Origin of the sequence: Leadbetterella byssophila DSM 17132, from assembly GCF_000166395.1 — a bacterium.
GTDB classification, from domain to species: Bacteria; Bacteroidota; Bacteroidia; order Cytophagales; family Spirosomataceae; genus Leadbetterella; species Leadbetterella byssophila.
Genome location: NC_014655.1, coordinates 2,533,902 through 2,555,000 on the forward strand (window position 1 = coordinate 2,533,902; position 21,099 = coordinate 2,555,000).

Here is a 21,099-nt window from a genome sequence, read left to right on the forward strand (position 1 = left end):
TATTAATCGCTTTTTGTTCTGTATTAATCAGAAGGAACGATTGATCATTTCGTTCCTGAACTGCATAGGACTTCTTCCCTTGACTTTTCTAAAAACCTTGCTGAAATACGACTGGGATGAAAATCCACACTCAAAACCTATATCAAGCATACTCTTATCGCTTAATAGCATTTGGCAGGCTTTGTGAATTCTGTATTCGTTCACAAAATCCGTGTACCGCATGCCCACCATTTTCTTGAAATGATTACAAAAGGCAGGTACCGATAAATTCACCAAAGAAGCCACTTCCTCTATATGTATAGGTAGGTGGAAGTTTTGTTCCAAATATTCTGAAAGCTTCTTCAGCCTACTATGATCCTTAATGGAAAGATGATATGTATTCTCCTGTGGATTTAATAAGATGTATTCTTTTGATTGTGCCAACATATGGAATATCTCCATCATGTACAGGAAGCGCTCAAATGTCCCTAATTTAGGAAGGCGCTTCATCTTTGCACCTACCTCTTCTTTGGTCTTTCCATAAAAACAAATACCAAATCGGGCGTGCTCAAAAAGTGATTCTATGAATTGAATTTCCGGAATCCCCAGGAATGCTTTCTCTTTGAACTGAATGACGATTTCCTCATGTATGCCTTTAGAACCATACCCAAAGCCGGCATGAGGCAACTGAGACCCAATCAACACCAAATCCCCATCCTGATAATAACTGAGGTGACTTCCTACATGACGTCTCCCCACTCCCCCTACCACATACACTAATTCTAACTCCGGATGACAATGATACTCCCAACGAAAATGCTCAGCCTCCACCCTATGATGCAGTAGTTTAAAAGAACTGCCTGCATCAGGTTGAATGATCTCCACGGGCATTGCTCTGACGGGTAAAGAAGTCATGCTGGGTCATTTAAGTAGTACAATATTATTAATATAATACAAAAATAACCACATCTAATCCTATAAATTTTCACCAAATCTCTATATTTCGAGCATGAGCCGAACCATGACACTCCTTTTTTACCTTCTCTATTTTGTTTTCGCCCTCCTACTTAATAGTGTAGGAATACTGATTTATAAGTCGTTAGAATTGTATAAAATCAGCGAATGGGAAGCTAGTAGTCTTGAGGCTTATAAAGACATACCCATAGCCATCGTTTCTTTTGGGGCTGGTATTTTTTTGTCTCGACTGGGATATAGACTCTCTCTCATCCTCTCGGTGACCTTGGTCAGCTTGGGATGTTTAGGAATGTACTTTTTCCCCAGTTTCCAAATGAGCAAATTTCTCTTTGCCACTGTGGGAATCAGTTTTGCTGTAGTCAAGATCTGCATTTATGCCATTTTTGGCAAGAGTAAGAGGCATTTAAGTAGCATTGAATCCGTTTTCATGTTAGGAATTGCTGCCGCGTATATAGGCTTCCCGTTTTTTGAGAAGGCTTTAGATCCCTTCGCATGGACCAGAATCTACCTTATATTAGCAGTACTCTTATTCCTGATTTTAGTAGGAATAACGCAGATAGAATTAAAAAACTTAACTACCCCTACCACCAGTTTAAAGAAAGTGAAAATGGCCTTGAGCCAATCTTCCTTGTGGTTATTCGCAATTTGCATCTTTCTTTATGTAATGATGGAACAAGGAATAATGACTTGGTTACCTACATATAATGAGAGAGTCCTTCATCTCAATTCCCACATGGCCATACATCTGGCGCTTTTGCTTAGCTTAGCATTGGCTTTGGGAAGATATCTGGTAGCTTATCCTTTACAGAAAATTCCTAGCGTACTAATGCTATATCTATCTGTCATTGGTTGTGCTGTCATGCTTTTCTTCAGTAAGCAAACTGCTTATGCCTTCCCATTAATTGGAATCTTCCTGGCTCCCATATACCCTCTCCTAAATAACGGTATATTAAAAAACACCTCTGAAAGCGACCAAGCCACCTTAGCCTCCCTACTGGTTTTCTTTTCTGCCTTAGGAGGAACAGGAGGGGCCAGATTAGTAGGATATGCCTTCTCAGAAAAGCCAGGATTTGATATCATTCTTATTCCCTTAATTGCCTTCGCTATGGGAATCTTTCTTCTTCACCGTAAATGGAAAAAATAATCTATATTTGAAACAACAATTCAACTCATTATGAACGAACTAACACTAAACTCTGCCGCAAAACAATATCTAAGAGATTCCATCAAATGGGGGAAATTCCTTGCCATTGTAGGGCTTGTCATCACTGGTTTTATCGTTTTAGGAGCCATCTTTGCGGGTACTATCTTAAGCGTCCTTGCAGAAAGATCCACTGAATGGGAAAGTATTCCTTCGGCAGCCATAACCTTTATCTACTTATGCATGGCTGCAGTCTATTTTTTCCCATGCTGGTTCCAATTAAAATCCTCTCAGAAACTGCAAGTTGCCCTAGATCAAAACAACGAGGAGGAGTTAGCGGAGGGATTAAAATACATGAAATATAATTACCAAATCTTTGGGATCATGACTGCCGTGGTTCTGGCTTTCTATGTATTGGTGATCATCTTTGCCATCATCGGTGGAGGTATAGCTGCTGCACTATGACAACATTTTCTAAAATAAGTAGTAAGATTCTTGCTAAGGTTTGCAAAGCACTCGCCTTATATGGCTTAATGACACTTATCCTTCAAATATTATTCTATTATGTGGCCTATCTATTGGCTTTTGCAGCCCATATAGAATTGAATAAAAACATAAGCCCATCAAGCTTTGGCACAAATCTCATATTCTCCATTTTTCTCCTTGTGACATGTAGTTATCTATATTTCTTAGGCGATAAATGGGAAAAGCAATAAGGGAATTTTTTTGTAGGGAAATCTTGTTCTACAACATATGGATATATATGTAAAAAATATGGTTTGCCCCAGATGTATTTCTGCGGTTGAAGGTATTTTAAAACGACAGGATTTACCCTATGAATCAGTAGATTTAGGCCATATTGTGCTTAAATCTATCCTAAATGAAGAACAATCTCAATCTTTAGATCAAGAGCTCTTATCTGCAGGATTCGTAAGAATAGACGATAGAAAGAAACAATTGACAGAACAGATCAAAAATATCATAGTGAAGATCGTTCACGGCCAAGAGGAGGACAAGGAAAAACTATCCGAACGCTTGAGGCAAGAGCTACAGTTGGACTACAAGCATCTCAGCACTGTGTTTAGCGAAGTAACCGGCCAAACCATAGAAAAATTCTATATCCAACACCGAATTGAACGTGTGAAAGAGCTTATTTCCTATGACGAACTTAGCTTGAAGGAGATTGCTTTCCAGATGGGGTATAGCAGTGAAGCCTACCTCAGCAATCAATTCAAAAAGATCACTGGACTAACGCCCTCCCAGTTCAAATCCTCAATACAAAGAAAATCATTAGACCAAATATAAGAATATGTGGAGAGTACTATTCCTAATCATTAGCCTTCCCGCTTTGGCCCAGTTCCCTAAACTCAGCCATGGATTCAACGAACAGGAAAAAGCTTTAATTCTTAGTGGTGATACTACTAAGATGATGAGAATCACACAAACCACTGACCCGGACGACTTACAGATCCTAAGTGCCATCTCTCAGGATATCTCACCGGATGATCCCCTACTACCACTCTTGGCTAAACGTATGCATTTGGCCGTAAAACAAGCTGGAGGCGTAGGTATTGCTGCCCCGCAGGTAGGAGTCAACAGAAATGCCATTTGGGTTCAAAGATTTGATAAACCCGGACAGCCTTTTGAATTCTATATTAATCCTAAGATCACCTGGAAATCAGAGTTGCTCCAACTAGGCGCTGAAGGTTGCCTGTCTATCCCTGATACCAGAGATAATGTAGTGAGAAGCTATGCTATACAATTGTCCTACTCTCAATTAAACGGAGCTCATCATACTGAGGTGATTGAAGGCTTCACTGCCGTCATTTTTCAGCATGAAATAGACCATTTGTACGGAATACTCTTCCCTCAAAGAGTAGATGAACAAAATACCCAAGAATTCAAGAAATCAGAAGAGAAAGGAAAGGTGCTCTTATACAATAAACAAAACAATAAGAGACTTTAAATTCTTCTCGAAGAATCTCTGACTACGAGCTCTGAACGTAAGACCACCGTAGAACCCTGATTCACGTTCAGGTTTCCTTCCAAATGACTAATGATGGTTTGTACAGCTATCTCTCCCATCTCTATCCCGGGATAATGGATCGTGGTAAGGTTAGGTTCTACTACTTTAGAGATAGGATCATTGTTGAAACCTACAATGGCAATGTCCCCTGGAATTGAATACCCGGCCTTCTTTAATAATATACATGTACCTGCTGCACAGGCATCATTGGTAAAGAAGATACCATCTGGAGGAGTTGTCATCTCTGAAATCTTTTCCATTACATTTTGAGGAGCATCATTATCAAAACTAGTAAAGATGACATTCTCATCTGAAAAATCCAGGTGATACTCCCGCATAGCCGCTTCGAAACCTCTCAATCTATCTTTATACACGTTTCTTTGCAAACTTCCCGTTACATGTAAGATCTTCTTACACCCCTGTTCAATCAGATGTTTGGTACCTTCGTACCCATCCTTAAAATTATCAATGACTACTGAAGTACATGATGGATGATCCAAGACCCGGTCAAAGAAAACTACAGGTATCTTCTTCTTGATGAAAGGAGTAATATGGTCAAAAGTCTCTGTATCAAAAGCAAGGGAAATCAACAAAGCATCCACCCTGCTGTTAAACATGGTCCTTGCATTTTCTATCTCCTTCCGTTCTAATTCTAGAGACTGGCTAATGATCAAGTTGTAACCGCTTTCGTTTGCTACCCTCTCCATTCCTGAAAGGATAGAAGACATCACATAAGAATTTAACCGAGGCACAATTACCCCCAAGGTATTGCTTTTCTGCTTCCTTAAACTGCTGGCAAACTTGTTAGATTGGTAACCAAGGGCTAGCGCCGCCTTATTCACTTTCTCCGCCGTCTGTGCATTGATTCCGGGATGACCGTTTAATGCTCTGCTTACTGTAGCGGCTGAGATGCCCAAATGCCGGGCGATATCATAGATGGTGGCTTCTTTCATAAATCGGTTACGCAAATTTCAAAGAACTCAAAAATACAACAATTGCAAGAAATAACGCTGATAAGTTCTCTCTTTTATAGAAAACCCAGGATTATACGTAGACTCAGTGGTTCTTTTCATCGGTAAATTGAAACTATTTATTGATATGTTGCAAAAAATATTTATGCAATCGATTGCATATATAAAATTAACTTTTCATATTTGTTTCACCTTAAACCTCTTGTGTTAGGGATTTACATAAAACCTTAAATAATTATGCACTTCAATCATTACCTCATTTCACGGCTACGCATATTGCTCTTGCTGTTGGTTTCCACAGTAGTGGTACGAGCGCAAGACTTGACAGTACGCGGAACTGTAACGGATGAAAACGGCGCTGCTCTAACCGGTGTATCTGTGACCTTAAAAAGCACCACTTCAGGTGTGATCACGGATATCAACGGGAATTTCAGCCTATCCGCCAAATCGGGCAACGTCCTGGTCTTCTCTATGATAGGCTACGTGACAACAGAACGGACGGTCAATGCAGCACAGACCGTCATTAATGTACAACTGGAATCTACAGACACCCAATTAACAGAAGTGGTAGTAGTAGGTTATGGTACCCAAAGAAAAGAAGCAGTGACAGGTTCTGTGGCCTCTATCTCGGGCGACAAAGTTCGGGAAATCCCTGTACCAAACATCTCCCAGGCCTTACAAGGAAGACTGGCCGGGGTAGAAATGTCTCAAACCTCTACTCGCCCAGGTGCCACCATGCAGATCCGAGTGAGAGGAACTCGCTCCCTAAGTGCGGATAATAACCCACTCATTGTGCTTGACGGTATCCCGTTCCCTGGATCTTTAGCAGATCTGAACCCCAATGACATCAAAAGTATTGACGTACTAAAAGATGCCTCCGCCACAGCGATCTACGGTTCAAGAGGTGCTAACGGGGTAATCCTAGTGACTACTGAAAAAGGTACTAGAGGGGCAAAGCCTAGAGTAAACTATAATGCTTATCAAGGCGTACAGGAAATTTTCGCCAAATACCCCATGATGGACGGCCCCACCTTCAATAAGTTCCGTAAATACGCCGGAATCTATTCTAATGCCATAGACGAAGACGAAAATGCTAATACCGACTGGCAAGACGAACTGTTCCGCAAAGGCTTTGTCTCTGACCATAACGTGAGCGTGACGGGAGGTACCGCCTCAGGTTCATACAATTTCGGTGCCGGTTATCATTTTAACCAAAGTGTAATTCCTACTCAAAACTATACCCGTTACTCCTTAAGAGCTTCTGTAGATCAAAAGATAGGAGAAGCCTTCCGAGTAGGATTCAATACGAACAGTAACTTTAACCTGAGCAAAGGAAACCAAGTAGGTGTGGGCGGAATCTTGAGAGCCTCCCCTCTAGCTGTCATAAGAAACCCTGACGGTACACTGAAAAGAACCGTTAAGACAGGTATTGACGAATACTATGTATTAACCCGCGAAGTAGTAGAGAACCTTGGCGACGAATGGATTAGCCAAAGTAGAGGTTACGCCTCATACAATTCCATGTTCGGAGAAGTAAGCATTCCATGGGTAGAAGGATTAAAATACAGAACTAACCTGGGCCTTGACTTTATCCAAACAAACGGCGGTAGCTTTACCGGTAAGGGCGTAAATAACGTCAACCCTACTACCCCAAGTTCTGCATCTATTAGCAACAGCCAAACCTACCACTGGACAGTGGAGAACATCTTAAGCTACGACAAGAACTTTGGCCAAAAGCACACCATTAATGCAGTGGCCCTTTATTCCGCTGAACAAAGCAGATATAACCGCTCAGCCATGGGCGCAAGAGATATCCCCGCCAGCGCATTCCAATTCTATAACCTAGGTCAAGCTACCGGTGAAATCACCGTCAACCCAGGAGATCAGGACTATCAGCAATGGGGACTACTCTCAGCCATGGGTAGAGTGATGTACTCCTATGACGACAAATACATGATCTCCGCCACCCTTCGTTCTGACGGTTCATCCCGCCTTGCAAAAGGACACAAATGGCATACCTACCCGGCCATATCTGTAGGCTGGAATATAGCTAACGAAAGCTTCATGAGCAGTGTTCCTACACTAAATGCATTGAAACTTAGAGCTGGTTATGGTCAAACGTCCAACCAGGCTATTGCACCTTATGCTACTCTTGGTAGACTATCTACCCGCCCGTATAACTTCGGGGATGATGAATATGCTGTAGGTTATTACGTGTCTCAATTACCTAACTCCTCACTGGGATGGGAATACTCAGAAACCGTTAACATTGGGGTGGACTTTGGACTTTGGAAAAACCGTCTAAGCGGTACAGTAGAATATTATGTAACGAACACCAAAGATATCTTACTAGGCCTTGGACTTCCGGCTACTTCCGGAGTAGGTAGCTACACCGCAAACATAGGTCAAACCCAAAACAAAGGCCTGGAAATCAGCCTAAACGGTAGAATCATTGACAATATGAACGGATGGACCTGGGATGCAGGAATCAACTGGTACACTAACCGCAACCGACTAACAGCCTTGGCTTCCGGACAAACCCGTGACGAAGGCAACTCCTGGTTCGTAGGTTATAATATCAATGCCATCTATGACTACAAGAAGATAGGACTTTGGCAGGAAGGTGACCCTTACTTGCAAATCCTTGAACCAGGCGGTAACGTAGGTATGATTAAAGTGGAATACACAGGAGATTATAACGCTGACGGTACTCCTACCAGAAGAATTGGACCGGAAGATCGCCAAATCTTCAACGTGGATCCTAATTGGCTAGGTGGTTTTAACACTAGAGTAGGCTACAAAGGATTTGACTTAAGCGTAGTAGGAACCTTTAGAAATGGAGGACTACTATTGAGCAACCTTCACGGACCTGCAGGTTATATGAACCTTCTAACAGGTAGAAACGGTAACTTAGACATCGACTACTGGACACCAGAGAACACTGGAGCTAAATATCCAAAACCGGGTGGACTCATCAGTGGAGACAATGCCAAATACGCCAGTACATTAGCCTATTTTGACGGATCATACATGAAGATCAGAACCATCTCCTTGGGGTATGACTTTAACGAGAAATTATTAAAGAACAAAAGCACAAGATTAAGAATGTATGTAACCGTTCAAAACCCTCTTGTAGCCTTCTCATCCTTCCATAAGGAGTCCGGCCTAGATCCAGAACCTAACTCGTACGGAGATGAAAACAATGCCACCGGAGGATTCAATAGAAGATTACTTGCCGTAAGTGCAAATACTCCTTCTACGAAAAGTTATGTCATAGGTCTAAACTTAAGCTTCTAATTCGCGATGAAAAATTTGAAATCACTCTTGGGGACAGCCCTATTGACTCTACAATTAGTAAGCTGTAATTCCATTTTAGAGGAACAACCCCGCAGTATATATGAACCCGGTTTCTTCAAGACAGAAACGGGCGTAATGGGTGGCCTTACCGCCATGTATTCTCACCTTCGCTGGCTTTATGGCGACGGATACCTCTACTCTGCCTGGGAAACAGGAACAGATGAAGCTACATGGGCACAAAGTGCTGATGGTAACTTCAAGGATATGGACATGACAAACGTAGGACGTATCAGTGTCACTACCCATCCTACTAGCATAGTTTGGAACGTGGTTTACTCCAATATCAATACCGCAAATGGTGTTATTGAAAATGCCAGCGAAGTAGGACTTTCACCTGCTCTAATCGCAGAAGCCCAGTTCTTCCGTGCATTTGACTACTTCCTACTGGTACAGACCTACGGTGGAGTTCCCCTTGATTTAGGCTCAGGTGAATTGAAATTCAACACTTCTCCCGTGCGTGTATCCGTAAGAAACACAGTTCCAGAAGTATACACAAAAGCCATCTTCCCAGATTTGCTTGCAGCTGTAGCTAACTTACCGGATAATCCTAGAGTAAAAGGCGGAGTTTCCAAAACCCTGGCTAGATTATACCTTGCCAAAGCTTACCTAACGTATGGATGGTGGCTGGAAAACCCTAACAATATCCCCACTTACCCGGAAACCCCTAGGGTTGACCCTGATGGTAAGAATGCAGCCTGGTATTTCCAGCAAGCCTATGATATAGCCACTACAGCCATAGAAAATCCCGGGCCTTTCGGTTTACAACCTACTTTCTATGATCTTCATTTAGGAGCAAATGACCGCAATATGGAAATGCTTCTTTACGCTGATCATACTGAAAGAAGCGAGTTCTACAATGGGGGCAGTCTTACATTTGGCGGAGGAGGAGCACCGGACAACTGGGTTGTGTGGATGATGACATGGAACTATACCAACATCCGCTCAAGTACTTCTGCGAGCAACTGGGCCCCGGTAAGTACCGTTCAGCGCGCCGCTACTCAAGACTTGGGTAGACCATGGACACGTATGGCTCCTCCTGCTGAAGTGTTTTCGAAAACGTTTGCCGACAAAAAACTTGACTCTCGCTATGATGGTACTTTTGTTACCGTGTATAGAGCCAACTGGGATCTTGCCGGTGACCGTACTCCTCAGTATTACAATGCCAACTATCTACCTGTAAAACCGGGAGATCCTATATTGACCTTTTTGGATGAAACTCCAGCCCAAGCTATTGACTATTCAAACCAAGTATTCAATAGTAACGTAGGCGCCGGTGTCCTTCCTGGTAGAGCTGACTTTGTCATTGCCCCTAACGCTATAAGTAGATTACGTCATCCCGGACTGTGGAAATTAGGGACCTACAGAACGGACAATGCAGGTGGGCTAGGCCAGCCTAACGCTGGTCTGACCCGTCCTTACTACGTAGCTAAGTTCTCTGAACTATACTTTATAGCCGCAGAAGCTGCCGTGAAAGGTGCTACCACTAAAGCTGGCAAAAGCGCAAGAGAACTCATCAATGTAATCAGAGCACGTGCAGGAAAATGGAGATTCTCTAATGCATTAAATCTTAGTGTTATTCAGGACAATAGCGCTGCATTAACCGCAGCAACTCCTGCAAACATTGATATCAATTATATCCTAGCAGAAAGATCCAGAGAGTACTTCGGCGAAGGATACAGATGGTTTGACCTGGTTAGAACTCAAAAATGGGGAGAACTAGCCGCCAAATATACCATAGCAGGACCTAATGCAACAGACATAGTTCAGGAAACCTTCACCCGGGATATTCAGCCTCACCACTACTTAAGACCTATACCACAAGGTCAAATAGACGGTATGGAAATGACGCCTGAGGAGAAGAAAGCATATCAAAACCCTGGCTACAATTAATAAGAAAGGCTGCCTGGAGAGGCAGCCTTTCTTATTCTATTACATATCTCCGGCCCTTTTCCGTCTTAAGGTCATACAGATAGGTACTTCGTATCTGAGGCAGATGGATTTGAGCCTCAGAAGAAACTACAGGTTCACCAATCTCAGGCACAAAAAAGAAGGGATTAGGATTTTCTCCTTTCGCCTCTACTCCCTTCGTCCAGGCACGTGGCAACCTCAATCTTAAATTACCTCCTAAATGACTCTTTACTACTAAACGCTTCAATTGACCCTTCTCCCAAACTAACTCCTCAATCTCAAAACCTCCCAAACATTTTAAACCCTTAACCTTACCCTCTGCCCAACGAGAAGGCAAGGCCGGCAATACCTCCACAGCCCCGTCTGCACTTTGTACTAACATCTCTGCTATACCCGCAGTACAACCGAAGTTTCCATCAATCTGAAAAGGAGGATGAGCATCAAATAAATTAGGATAAGTCCCCCCGCCGTCCTTGTTCTTACCTAAGGGAGTCAATTGATTCTCTATCAACAAATACGCATGATCACCGTCCTTTAACCTGGCCCACCAATTGACCTTCCAACCCATACTCCACCCCGTAGATACATCCCCTCTGTGTTCCAATGTAGTCCTTGCCGCTGAAAACAAAGCCGGATGACGGTAGGGAGAAATCTGAGACGAGGGGAATAGTCCATACAAGTGAGACACATGCCTATGTTTATCCTGAGGACTATCCACATCATCTAACCACTCTTGCAATTGACCATGCTTTCCTATATGCATAGGAGGTAATTGCTTTAATAATTGCTTCAGAGAATCAGAAAATTGAGTCTTCACTCCCAGAATTTTACTTGCCCAAATGGCATTTTGGAAGACGTCGAAAGCCAATTGATTATCCATAGTCACCCCAGCGCTTAAAGAGGATCTTTGGTGGGCTTCAGGCGCATTTTCCGGTGAAGTGCTTGGGTTAATCACCAGATATGGATACTTTGGGTGCTTTTGCAGTATGTCCACATAGAAACGTGCAGCGCCGAATAACACTTCCTGATTTTCCTTCAGAAAATGCAAATTTCCGGTATACTGATAATGTTCCCATATATGCTGACTTAACCATGCACCACCGCTGGGCCATAATCCATAAAAGGCCGCATCTACCGGCCAGGTCAATCTCCACAAATCCGTATTATGATGCGCTACCCATCCTCCAGCACCATACAGACGCTTAGCCGTAACTGCTCCCGTTTTCGTTAAATCTTTCACCATCTCAAAAAGGGGCTTGTGCATCTCCGATAGGTTTGTCCGCTCTGCCGGCCAATAGTTCATCTCCGTGTTGATGTTAATAGTGTATTTACTATCCCAAGGAGGACGTATTGAAGCATTCCAAATGCCTTGAAGATTAGCCGGCTGACCACCCGGCTGGGAGCTGGAAATCAACAAATATCGGCCAAATTGAAAATAAAGTGCCGCAAATCCAGGATCATTCCCTTCTCTGAACTTTTCCAGGCGTATGTCAGTTGGCTCCCTCCTATCTGACCCCAGCGTAAGCTCTACCCTATTGTACAGACTTTGGTACTTTTCTATATGTTTCCTTTTTAATTCTGTATAGGGTGACTTTAAGGCAGAAGTTAGTCGGGCCCTGGCTAATGCCTTCTCATCCCCACTCACATCTTGATAACTCTGATAATTTGTGGCCAAACTCACGTAGAGTACAAGCTCTTTAGCATTGGAGATGATTAAAGAAGAATCCGTCCTACTTGAATTTCCGCCCGACTGCTTCACGTGAATGATTCCATGAAATCTCAAAGCCCCCTCACTTCCTTCATGAGCAATGTTCCTACCTCCTATCTGCAACTCATTACCTTGCACTTGTACTACCCTGCCCTCCGGAAGCGGAGTTCTATACAGCACTTCCACGTTCATAGCTTCAGTGGAACTAAGCTTCATTACCAAAACTTTCTCCTGCAATGGAGTAAATACTTCTCTTTCGTAATTCTGCTTTCCCACTGAGAAACGAGTGCTAGCCACAGCTTTAGAAAGGTCTAATTCTCTATAGTAAGAAGTAGCTTCCTTTTGTCCTGGGAACTTTAAAATCAGACTACCTATGGGCAAGAACATTTGACCGTGAGAGCCATGTGAAAACAGCACCCTATTCGCCATGTTTTCTGCCTCTTTGTACTTTTCAGAGAACACTAAACTTCTCAGCTTCTCCAGGGAGTCCCTATTTAAAGTAGGAGAAGTGGCATAAGGTCCCCCACTCCAAAAACTGGTTTCATTCAAATCAATTCTCTCCTCTTCCGTATTTCCGTATACCATACCTCCAATAAACCCATTTCCTACAGGCAGGGCCTTTTCCCACACTTTCCCTGCTGGATTTTGATACCACATCTTATATTCCTGGGCAAAGGAGAGACTGGAGACAAACAGAAAGAATACTACAATTACTCTTTTCATTATTTAAATATTTGTTGGGCAAATTGATAAAGATCATGTCTCCAAACCGGCCAAGTATGGCCACCGGGGTATTCAGAATACGAGTATTTTAGCCCAAGTTCCTTGTACCTCTCCAGCATGATTCTGCAGTTTTCGTGAGCTATATCTTCTTCCCCTCCCATACTTATATAGAAGACCTTAAATCTATCGTTCAATTCTGCCGCCTTCTCTTTTACTATGGCGTAATGGGGATCTGACAAGCTAGGGTTATTCGCAAACCATCCTGAACTAAATACTCCCAAGGAGGAAAACAGTTGAGGATTTCTTATCCCCGCAAAGAGGGTTTGAATCCCCCCCATGGACAAGCCGGCCAGCGCCCTTTGCTCACTTACCTTAAAGTTCTTTTCCACAAAAGGAATGACGTCTTTTACTAGCTCGGACTCAAATCGCTCCAAATAACCCTCCGAAAAATAACCCCCTCTTACGTTTCCATCCATCATGACGATCACCATAGGTACTGCCTTACCGTCAGCTAATAGATTATCCATGATGATGTTCGTCTTTCCTTGGTGGAACCAGGAAGTATGATTCTCCCCTCCTCCATGTAGTAGGTACATCACCGGGAATTTGTCGGGAGATGCATCATAACCCGGTGGTGTATAGACATACATCTCCTTGTACACTCCTCCTGTCAGATATTTTTTAATTCTGATGTCTCCATTAGGCACATTTCTTTCCTTGTAGAAGGCCTGATCTCTCTTAGGAATCTCTATGCCACTGGCATACCTACCCATACCATAGAAGGCTTTGCTATGCGGATCCACCACCTTTACCCCGTCTATAACCAAAGAATAATAATGCAGTCCTCCGGATAAAGGCTCTGTGTTACCGCTCCAATTTCCATCTGCATCCTTCACCAAATCATACATCTTTCCCAGGTCAATCTGCACTTTCTTTGCATCCGGTGCCTTAATCTGGAAACGTACGCGCTGATCCGGCAATATTTGAGGGAATTTCTGGCCTGCCACATTGGTGCTGGCAGGTATCCCCAACTCCGTCAAACCTACTAAGGATTTTTGGTCTACTTCTTTAAAAATCCTTTGACCGAACTGTATCAAGCCGTTCTTCCACACCTTAAAGTCATGTCCTCCCGGTTCTACATAATACACATGAGGGATACCCTTTTCAAAGAGATAATCGTGGGTTCTTTGGCTAATGTTCAATAGTCCGTCAGCATCTCCACAAGAGATCCAAATCAACTTGAAATCAGGCTCTCCCTTAAACAATTCCTCCGGCATCTTCGTGTTCGGGGCGGCTGAAAATGCACCTACCCAAGAAAAATACTCCGGATGACCTAAGCCAAAGTTCAAAGATTGCCCACCTCCCATGGATAGACCAGCTATAGCTCTGTATTCCTTTCCTTTTTTGACGGAATACTGTTTCTCTATATGAGGAATAAGATCATTCAAAAGATCTCCCTCAAAGGTAGAAAAGGCCTCCACCTTCTCTTTGTCAAACACATTCCCTATGGCCCTGTCATCCTTCATGGCTCGTCCATTTGGCATGACTACTATCATGGGCTCCGCTTTCTTTTCTAAGATCAACTGATCCAAAACTTCTTGAGGCTTAGCTCCTCTAAGCCATTCCTTCTCATCCCCTCCAATTCCATGCAATAAGTACAATACAGGATAGGTCTGCTTCTTGTTGTATCCCGGAGGGGTATATACCAAAGCCTTTCGATTCGTCCCCACCGTCTTAGAGACATAGGTAATAGAATCTAATTTACTTTGGGCCTGAAGTGTAAAGCCCAAAAGAAGTAATACAAGTAATTTTTTCATAGCTCATTTATCTTATAATAATCAAAATCTGCGTATCCACCTTCTGACTTGGTGGCCTGTACGAACAAGCCGAACCTATACCCCATGAAATGAGTCAACTTATACTTCATGGCCAAACTTCCGCTCGCCTTTTCCCATCTCTTCCCATCTGAACTGAAAGAGAATGTAGCTTCATCTTTGAAATCAGTAAAATCACAGTGAATCCTCACAAAGACCGTATTCCCTTTCCATGGGCGCTTCAAAAGTTCGGACTTCTTTCCCTCCTCCTCCTTTTCTACCACCAAGAATCTTTGACCGTTCTCTACTTTCACCCCTACCCATGCATAGTCGCTTTGTAGGGCTATAAGACCGGCCACATCTCCTTCTTTCAAACCTCTTACGTCGATTTTAACCTCCCCTGTACATTTTGGACCTATGGTCCTTTGCGTCAGCATATTTCTGGTCTGTAATAGAGGAGCACCTACCTGTCCCGTCTTCAATCTCATGAATCCTTTCCTATCTGTAAGCGACCATCTGGTAGAGTCTGCATTATGGTTCCATTGCCAAACCAGAGATAAGGTATTTGAAGTAAATTCGTCGGAATTAACTATCCCCGGAATTAGTCCTTTGCCAGCAGGCAGGGGTAAGTCCTTAGGAAACTTTCCGTCATCTCCTATGACCGGCCAACCGTCCTTCCACTGAATGGGAACCCAATAAGGAACCCTACCTACAGATCCCTTATCCCTGAATAAATAAGCCCACCACTTCCCGTCAGGCGTATCTATCATCCCTCCTTGCGCTATACCCATGTCTTGAAAAGCCACACGCCCTTCCCATGGACCTTGGAGACTTTCCGCCCTATGAATTAGAACCGTACGCATCCCGCCCTTTGGCCATACTATATTGAACAGATAATATTTACCATCATGCTTGAACAGTTGAGATCCTTCTGCATTCAGGCCTATGTTCGGTCCGGCAGGTAGGTTAGCATTCTCTATCAGCACTCTTTCTTTCCCTGCCACGCCAGTAAGGTCCTCTTTTAGGGGGACTAACATTAATTTTCCAGCTCCATAGATCAAATAAGGCTTCCCATCCTCAAAAAACAAGGTATGATCATGGAAGGCAGGCTGAAAGGATTTTCTCTCCCAGGGCCCCTTTTCTATGTCCTTTGTAGTAAAAATATAGGTCTTACCGGTATTTAAAGCGAAGGTACTGAGGTAATATGTCCCTTCGTGATAACGCAATGAACTTGCCCAGGAACCCTTACCATACATACTCTTACCAGTCCCCAGATCTAAATCCGGCTCCAATTCCTCATAGGCATAATGGATGATTTCCCAATTCACCAGATCCTTAGATTTCATGACCGGCACACCCGGATTCATGTGCATGGTAGTGGAACTCATATAATAAGTATCCCCCACCCTAATCATGGATGGATCCGGAACATCAGCATAAATAATGGGTAATTGGGCGCTACTCCAGAAAGGAAGCAGCAAGAGGAGAATCAGTCTGCGCATAAGTGTATTGCAATAGGTTACAAGATCGAATAGGCCTCTAAATTAAGGATATTCGGCCTATATCCAAGCGTACCTTTGGAATACCAAAGTAATATATTGAAATTTTTATGCAATCGGTTGCAAATATTGAGATTCTTCTCCATATTTGAACCATGACAAAGCAATATCTATTCACCTTCATCTTTGTCCTCCTAACCAGATTATCCTTCAGTCAAGGAACCTTGGAGGTACAAAACCCTATTCTGTCCGGCTTCTATCCGGATCCTAGCATTGAAAAAGTAGGAGATGACTATTATCTCATACATTCCACTTTCTCCTACTTCCCGGGTCTGCCTATTTTCCATAGTAAGGACCTTAAGAATTGGAGTTTGGCAGGACATGCCATACATAGACCGGAACAAATGAATTTTGTAGGACAAAGGGCCACAAGAGGTTTATTTGCTCCCGCCATCTCTTATCACAAAGGAGTTTTCTACGTGGTTTGTACGCAGGTGGACCGTCTGGGCAACTTTGTAGTTACAGCTACTAATCCCGCTGGACCCTGGTCGAATCCTGTGGCACTCCCTCAAGTTTCAGGCATAGACCCTTCCATCTTCTTTGATGAAGATGATAAGGCCTATATCATCTACAACAGTGAGGCACCTGATAATGCCCCACTATATGATGGACATAGAACCATCAAGATCGTAGAATTTGATTACAAGAACCTAAAGGTCACTTCTGAGCCAAGAATCTTAGTCAATGGTGGAGTTGATCTGTCTAAAAAGCCCGTCTGGATCGAAGGACCGCACATCTTCAAGAGAAATGGATACTATTACCTAAGCGCAGCGGAAGGAGGCACCTCCGTGAATCACTCTCAAGTGATTTTCCGTACCCGCGCCCTATCAGAACCATTCGTACCTTGGGAGAAGAACCCTATTTTGACCCAAAGAGACCTGGATCCTAATCGCCCAAATCCGGTAACTTCAACCGGACATGCCGACTTGTTCATAGGTCCGGATGGCAACTGGTACTCTGTATTCTTAGGAGTAAGGCCCTACGAAGGAAATCATTATAACACCGGCAGAGAAACCTTCTTATTACCTGTAACCTGGACTGAGGACGGGTGGCCCATCATACTAGAAAAAGGGAAAGAGGTTCCAAGTAAAATGGTTTTCCCTTGGAAAGAAAACCCGGTACCTGGTGTACATAAGTCGGATATCTCAACCAACTTCCAAAAGGGAATCGACCCCTCATTTATCTACTTAAGAACTCTGGTAGCGGAAAATTATCAGGTCAGCTCCAAAGGTCTGACCCTAAAACCTTCTGCTGATAGCCTGAGAGGAGTAGGCAAACCCACCTTTGTGGGTAGAAGACAGATGCATATGGAAGCCGACTGGCAAGTGAGCTTCCAGGCGCAGCCAAAGAAAGAAAATGAAAAAGCCGGACTTGCCTTGTTCCAAAGCGAAAAGCACATGTATACCCTGTCTAAAACTATCAAAGACGGGAAAAATGTATTGGAAATCAAGAGCGACAAACCCATAGCCTACCTACCCATCACCGGTAAAGGAGCTTTAGACGTGAAAGTGAGCATTCGTAAGAAAATCATAGAAGTATCTTACAAAGAAGGAAACCAAGCTTGGAAAAAGTGGAATCAAACCTTAGACCCCAAATTCCTCAGTACCCAAACGGCCGGTGGATTCCTAGGTGTGCTGTTAGGCTTATATACAGAAGGTACTGAAGCTTTATTCACTAATTACCAATACCAAGGGAAATGATCACAAAACATGCCATGCGGTGGTTTGGTCCTGAGGACCCGGTAAGCTTGAAGGAAATCCATCAGGCCGGAGCTACGACTATAGTCACTGCATTGCATCATATCCCTATAGGAGAAGTTTGGTCTTTGGAAGAAATAGGAAAAAGACAAAAGCTCATACCCTCCCCTTTAAAATGGGAAGTAGTAGAAAGCTTACCGGTACACGAAGACATCAAAAAGGGAAGACCTGAGCGCTCCAAGTGGATAGAAAACTATAAGAACTCTCTCAGAAACTTAGCCTCTTCAGGTATTTACACCGTCTGTTACAATTTCATGCCCGTGCTGGACTGGAGTAGAACCCAGCTCCAGTATGAACTGGAAGATGGAAGTATTGCTCTTCGCTTTGATCTGGTGGAATTTGCGGCCTTTGACCTCTATATTCTAAAAAGAGAAAATGCTGAATATCCTGAAGATCTCGCTAGCGCTGCAGAGGAACTATATAAAAACTCCTCTCCTGAGACCCTAAAAAGAATAGAAAACAGTATACTATTAGGTTTACCGGGTTCAAATGATGCCTTTGAGCTAAAGTCTTTAAAGGAGATGATTCAGGAATACCGTGAAATCCCTGCTCAGCAGTTAAAAGAGAATCTCTATTACTTCATTCGTGAAGTAGGTCCCGTGGCTGAAGAATGTGGCATTCGGCTGTGCATACATCCGGATGATCCTCCTTTCCCTCTACTGGGTTTACCCCGAGTGGTAAGTACAGAGGAAGACTTAGCCGGACTCATGGAGGCATATGCGTCCGTTGCCAATGGGATTACCTTCTGCACCGGATCTCTGGGCGTAAGGGAAGACAATGACCTAGTTAAGATCTTTCAAAGATGGGCAGACCGAGTACATTTCTTACATTTAAGAAGCACCTTAAGGTCATATACTCCCCACCTAAGCTTCTATGAAGCCAGACACCTGGAAGGTGATGTGAACATGTACCAAATCCTCAAGGCCGTTTACGAAGAACAAAAAAGACGGGCAGCAGCAGGAAGAATGGATATTCAGATTCCTATGCGCCCTGATCACGGACATGCTCTTTTGAATGATGTGGAAAGACCCACCTATCCAGGTTATACGGCCATTGGAAGACTAAAAGCATTAGCAGAACTGAGAGGAATAGAATATACCTTAACCCAAGTCTCATGAAAAGATACCTCTTCATTTTACTTTTTTTATGCCTGCAAGTGAGGGCGGAAGATGGATATAAACTCTGGATGAGTTACTCTAAAATAGAGGATCCAAAGACCTTAAATTTCTATAAACCTCGTCTTCAGGCCATCGTTTGGGAAGATAAAGATCTGGAAGTTGCCGTAGAGGAAGTAAAGCTCGCTATTCCTAAATTATTGGGAATTACCCCTAAGAAGGGAGGTAAAAATGGTTTGATATTGAAAGTAAACCCCCATATAAATATAACAAATCCAGAAGGCTATAAAGTTTCCGTTTCAGGCCAAAGTATTACTATTGAAGCTCCACGATCAGTAGGTGTCTTGTATGGCGTTTTTCATCTTCTTAGATGTATTCAAACCGGACAGGAACCTGCAGGAGAATTCAGTCCTAAGATTCAACACCGCATGCTGAACCATTGGGACAATAATAACGGAACCATAGAAAGAGGATATGCCGGAATGTCCCTGTGGAAATGGTACGAATTACCGGAAAGATTAGATCCTAGATATAAAGATTACGCACGCGCCAATGCGTCCTTAGGGATCAATGCCACCGTCATCAATAACGTCAATGCCAGCGCCAGATTCCTAAGCTCAGAATACCTGGTTAAGGTCAAAGCTTTAGCAGATGTCTTCAGACCTTACGGAATCAAAGTGTACTTATCTGTCAATTTTGCTTCACCAAGGATCTTGGGAAAACTACCTGATGCAGATCCTCTGAAACCTGAAGTTCAAAAATGGTGGAAAGAAAAAGCTGATGAAATCTATAGCCTTATCCCGGATTTCGGTGGATTCCTGGTAAAAGCTAACTCCGAAGGAGAACCCGGTCCCATGGACTACGGAAGAACCCATGTTGATGGAGCCAATATGCTAGCCAAAGCCCTAAAGCCCCATGGAGGCATGGTCTTTTGGAGGGCCTTTGTATACGCACCTGATCCTAAAGGCGACCGCTTCAAAGCGGCCTACGAGGAGTTCAAACCTTATGACGGACAATTTGACGATAACGTCATCATCCAAGTCAAGAACGGGCCTATAGACTTCATGCCAAGAGAACCTATATCCCCTCTTTTCACCGCCATGGAAAAGACCCCCCTAGCCATGGAATTTCAGGTAACGCAGGAATATTTAGGTTGGGCCACCCACTGGGTGTACCTCGCCAGCATGTTTGAAGAATGCCTTAAGACGGATACCCGAGTAAAAAACAGAAAGACAACCCTATCAGAAATCCTTCAAGGTAAAACCTTTGGCTACAGACATACCGCCATTACGGGAGTAGCCAATACCGGCTCAGACCGAAACTGGACCGGACATCCTATGGGGCAAGCCAACTGGTACGCACTAGGCAGATTAGCCTGGGATCCCGACTTAGGTGCAAAAGAAATAGCTCAAGAGTGGATCAGTCAAACCCTATCCCGTGATAGTAAAACCGGATCAGATATTCAATCCATGATGCTGAGCACCCGGGAGATATATGTAAACTACACCTCCCCTTTCGGACTTCACCATGTCATGGGGGAAGGCCATCATTTCGGACCGGAACCTTGGGTGGAAAAAGCTCCGCGTCCCGACTGGACCGCATTGTATTATCACAAGGCTGACGAAAAAGGTATTGGCTTTGATAGAACAAATACCGGTTCCAATGCTCTGGCTCAATACCCAAAGGAATTCTCAGCCCCTTTTAGCTCCCTGGAAACCTGCCCGGAGGAATTCTTATTATGGTTCCACCATGTTCCATGGGATAGAAAATTGAAGAACGGAGATATTTTCTGGGAGGCATTTGTAAAGAAATTCTATCAAGGCGTAAAAGAAGTAGAAGGCCTCCAAAGAGATTGGGAAAAAGTGAAAGGTAAAGTGCCTCAAGAGACGTTTGAGAATGTCTCCGCCCGCCTCAAGACACAACATAAAGAAGCCATATGGTGGAGAGATGCCTGCGTTTTGTACTTCCAAACCTTCAGCAAAAAGGCCTTACCTGCTGGCTTAAAAGCTCCGGAAAGAACATTGGAAGAGGTAAAGAAAATAGTAGACGTATATCACATTCGATAA

At 43.5% G+C, this 21,099-nt stretch carries 14 protein-coding genes; 9 read left to right on the forward strand and 5 right to left on the reverse strand.

Annotation, left to right across the window (positions count from 1 at the left end; translation table 11 throughout):
• Positions 1-27 precede the first annotated feature (27 nt).
• The gene (locus LBYS_RS11520) at positions 28-894 is read right to left on the reverse strand and encodes an AraC family transcriptional regulator (RefSeq protein ID WP_013409031.1); all 867 of its coding nucleotides are present in this window, start codon (positions 892-894) and stop codon (positions 28-30) included.
• A gap of 106 nt (positions 895-1,000) precedes the next feature.
• Between LBYS_RS11520 and LBYS_RS11525 the strand changes: the two genes are divergently transcribed.
• The 4 genes from LBYS_RS11525 (at position 1,001) to def (ending at position 4,061) form a co-directional block, all read left to right on the forward strand.
• Positions 1,001-2,098 (forward strand): MFS transporter, encoded by a 1,098-nt coding sequence (locus LBYS_RS11525; RefSeq protein WP_374750155.1) that lies wholly within the window; start codon positions 1,001-1,003, stop codon positions 2,096-2,098.
• A 30-nt stretch (positions 2,099-2,128) separates the two neighbouring features.
• Positions 2,129-2,560 carry a DUF5362 family protein gene (locus LBYS_RS11530; protein ID WP_013409033.1) on the forward strand — a complete coding sequence of 144 codons (432 nt, stop codon included), beginning with the start codon at positions 2,129-2,131 and terminating at the stop codon, positions 2,558-2,560.
• A gap of 288 nt (positions 2,561-2,848) precedes the next feature.
• Positions 2,849-3,400 carry a helix-turn-helix domain-containing protein gene (locus LBYS_RS11540; RefSeq protein WP_013409035.1) on the forward strand — a complete coding sequence of 184 codons (552 nt, stop codon included), beginning with the start codon at positions 2,849-2,851 and terminating at the stop codon, positions 3,398-3,400.
• A gap of 4 nt (positions 3,401-3,404) precedes the next feature.
• The gene (gene def / locus LBYS_RS11545) at positions 3,405-4,061 is read left to right on the forward strand and encodes a peptide deformylase (RefSeq protein ID WP_013409036.1); all 657 of its coding nucleotides are present in this window, start codon (positions 3,405-3,407) and stop codon (positions 4,059-4,061) included.
• Here def and LBYS_RS11550 read toward each other — a convergent pair.
• Complete coding sequence (locus LBYS_RS11550; protein ID WP_013409037.1) at positions 4,058-5,074, reverse strand: LacI family DNA-binding transcriptional regulator; 1,017 nt, start codon at positions 5,072-5,074, stop codon at positions 4,058-4,060. The two genes, def and LBYS_RS11550, sit on opposite strands and share 4 nt — an antisense overlap.
• Before the next feature lie 255 nt (positions 5,075-5,329).
• On the opposite strand from LBYS_RS11550, the gene LBYS_RS11555 reads away from it, so the two are divergent.
• Both LBYS_RS11555 and LBYS_RS11560 read left to right on the forward strand, forming a co-directional pair.
• Positions 5,330-8,389, forward strand: coding sequence for a SusC/RagA family TonB-linked outer membrane protein (locus LBYS_RS11555; protein WP_013409038.1), 3,060 nt, complete (start codon positions 5,330-5,332; stop codon positions 8,387-8,389).
• A gap of 6 nt (positions 8,390-8,395) precedes the next feature.
• Complete coding sequence (locus tag LBYS_RS11560; RefSeq protein WP_013409039.1) at positions 8,396-10,339, forward strand: RagB/SusD family nutrient uptake outer membrane protein; 1,944 nt, start codon at positions 8,396-8,398, stop codon at positions 10,337-10,339.
• A 31-nt stretch (positions 10,340-10,370) separates the two neighbouring features.
• Here LBYS_RS11560 and LBYS_RS11565 read toward each other — a convergent pair whose 3' ends face one another.
• From LBYS_RS11565 to LBYS_RS11575, 3 genes are read right to left on the reverse strand one after another with little or no spacing between them, the layout of a single operon-like run.
• A complete protein-coding gene (locus tag LBYS_RS11565; RefSeq protein WP_013409040.1) occupies positions 10,371-12,788 on the reverse strand; it encodes a glycoside hydrolase family 95 protein in 2,418 nt (805 codons plus the stop codon).
• Positions 12,788-14,605, reverse strand: coding sequence for an alpha/beta hydrolase-fold protein (locus LBYS_RS11570; protein ID WP_013409041.1), 1,818 nt, complete (start codon positions 14,603-14,605; stop codon positions 12,788-12,790). The genes LBYS_RS11565 and LBYS_RS11570 overlap by 1 nt, the downstream gene beginning before the upstream one ends.
• Entirely contained in the window at positions 14,602-16,104 is a 1,503-nt protein-coding gene (locus tag LBYS_RS11575; RefSeq protein ID WP_013409042.1) for a glycoside hydrolase family 43 protein, read from the reverse strand. The genes LBYS_RS11570 and LBYS_RS11575 overlap by 4 nt, the downstream gene beginning before the upstream one ends.
• Positions 16,105-16,256: 152 nt before the next feature.
• Here LBYS_RS11575 and LBYS_RS11580 point away from each other — a divergent pair, with 152 nt between their 5' ends.
• The 3 genes from LBYS_RS11580 to LBYS_RS11590 are packed head-to-tail and all read left to right on the forward strand — an operon-like array spanning position 16,257 to position 21,099.
• Positions 16,257-17,861: a glycoside hydrolase family 43 protein gene (locus LBYS_RS11580; RefSeq protein ID WP_013409043.1), complete on the forward strand. Its 1,605-nt coding sequence runs from the start codon at positions 16,257-16,259 to the stop codon at positions 17,859-17,861.
• Complete coding sequence (gene uxuA / locus LBYS_RS11585) at positions 17,858-19,036, forward strand: mannonate dehydratase (protein ID WP_013409044.1); 1,179 nt, start codon at positions 17,858-17,860, stop codon at positions 19,034-19,036. Before LBYS_RS11580 ends, uxuA begins: the two co-directional genes overlap by 4 nt.
• Positions 19,033-21,099: an alpha-glucuronidase gene (locus LBYS_RS11590; RefSeq protein ID WP_013409045.1), complete on the forward strand. Its 2,067-nt coding sequence runs from the start codon at positions 19,033-19,035 to the stop codon at positions 21,097-21,099. Before uxuA ends, LBYS_RS11590 begins: the two co-directional genes overlap by 4 nt.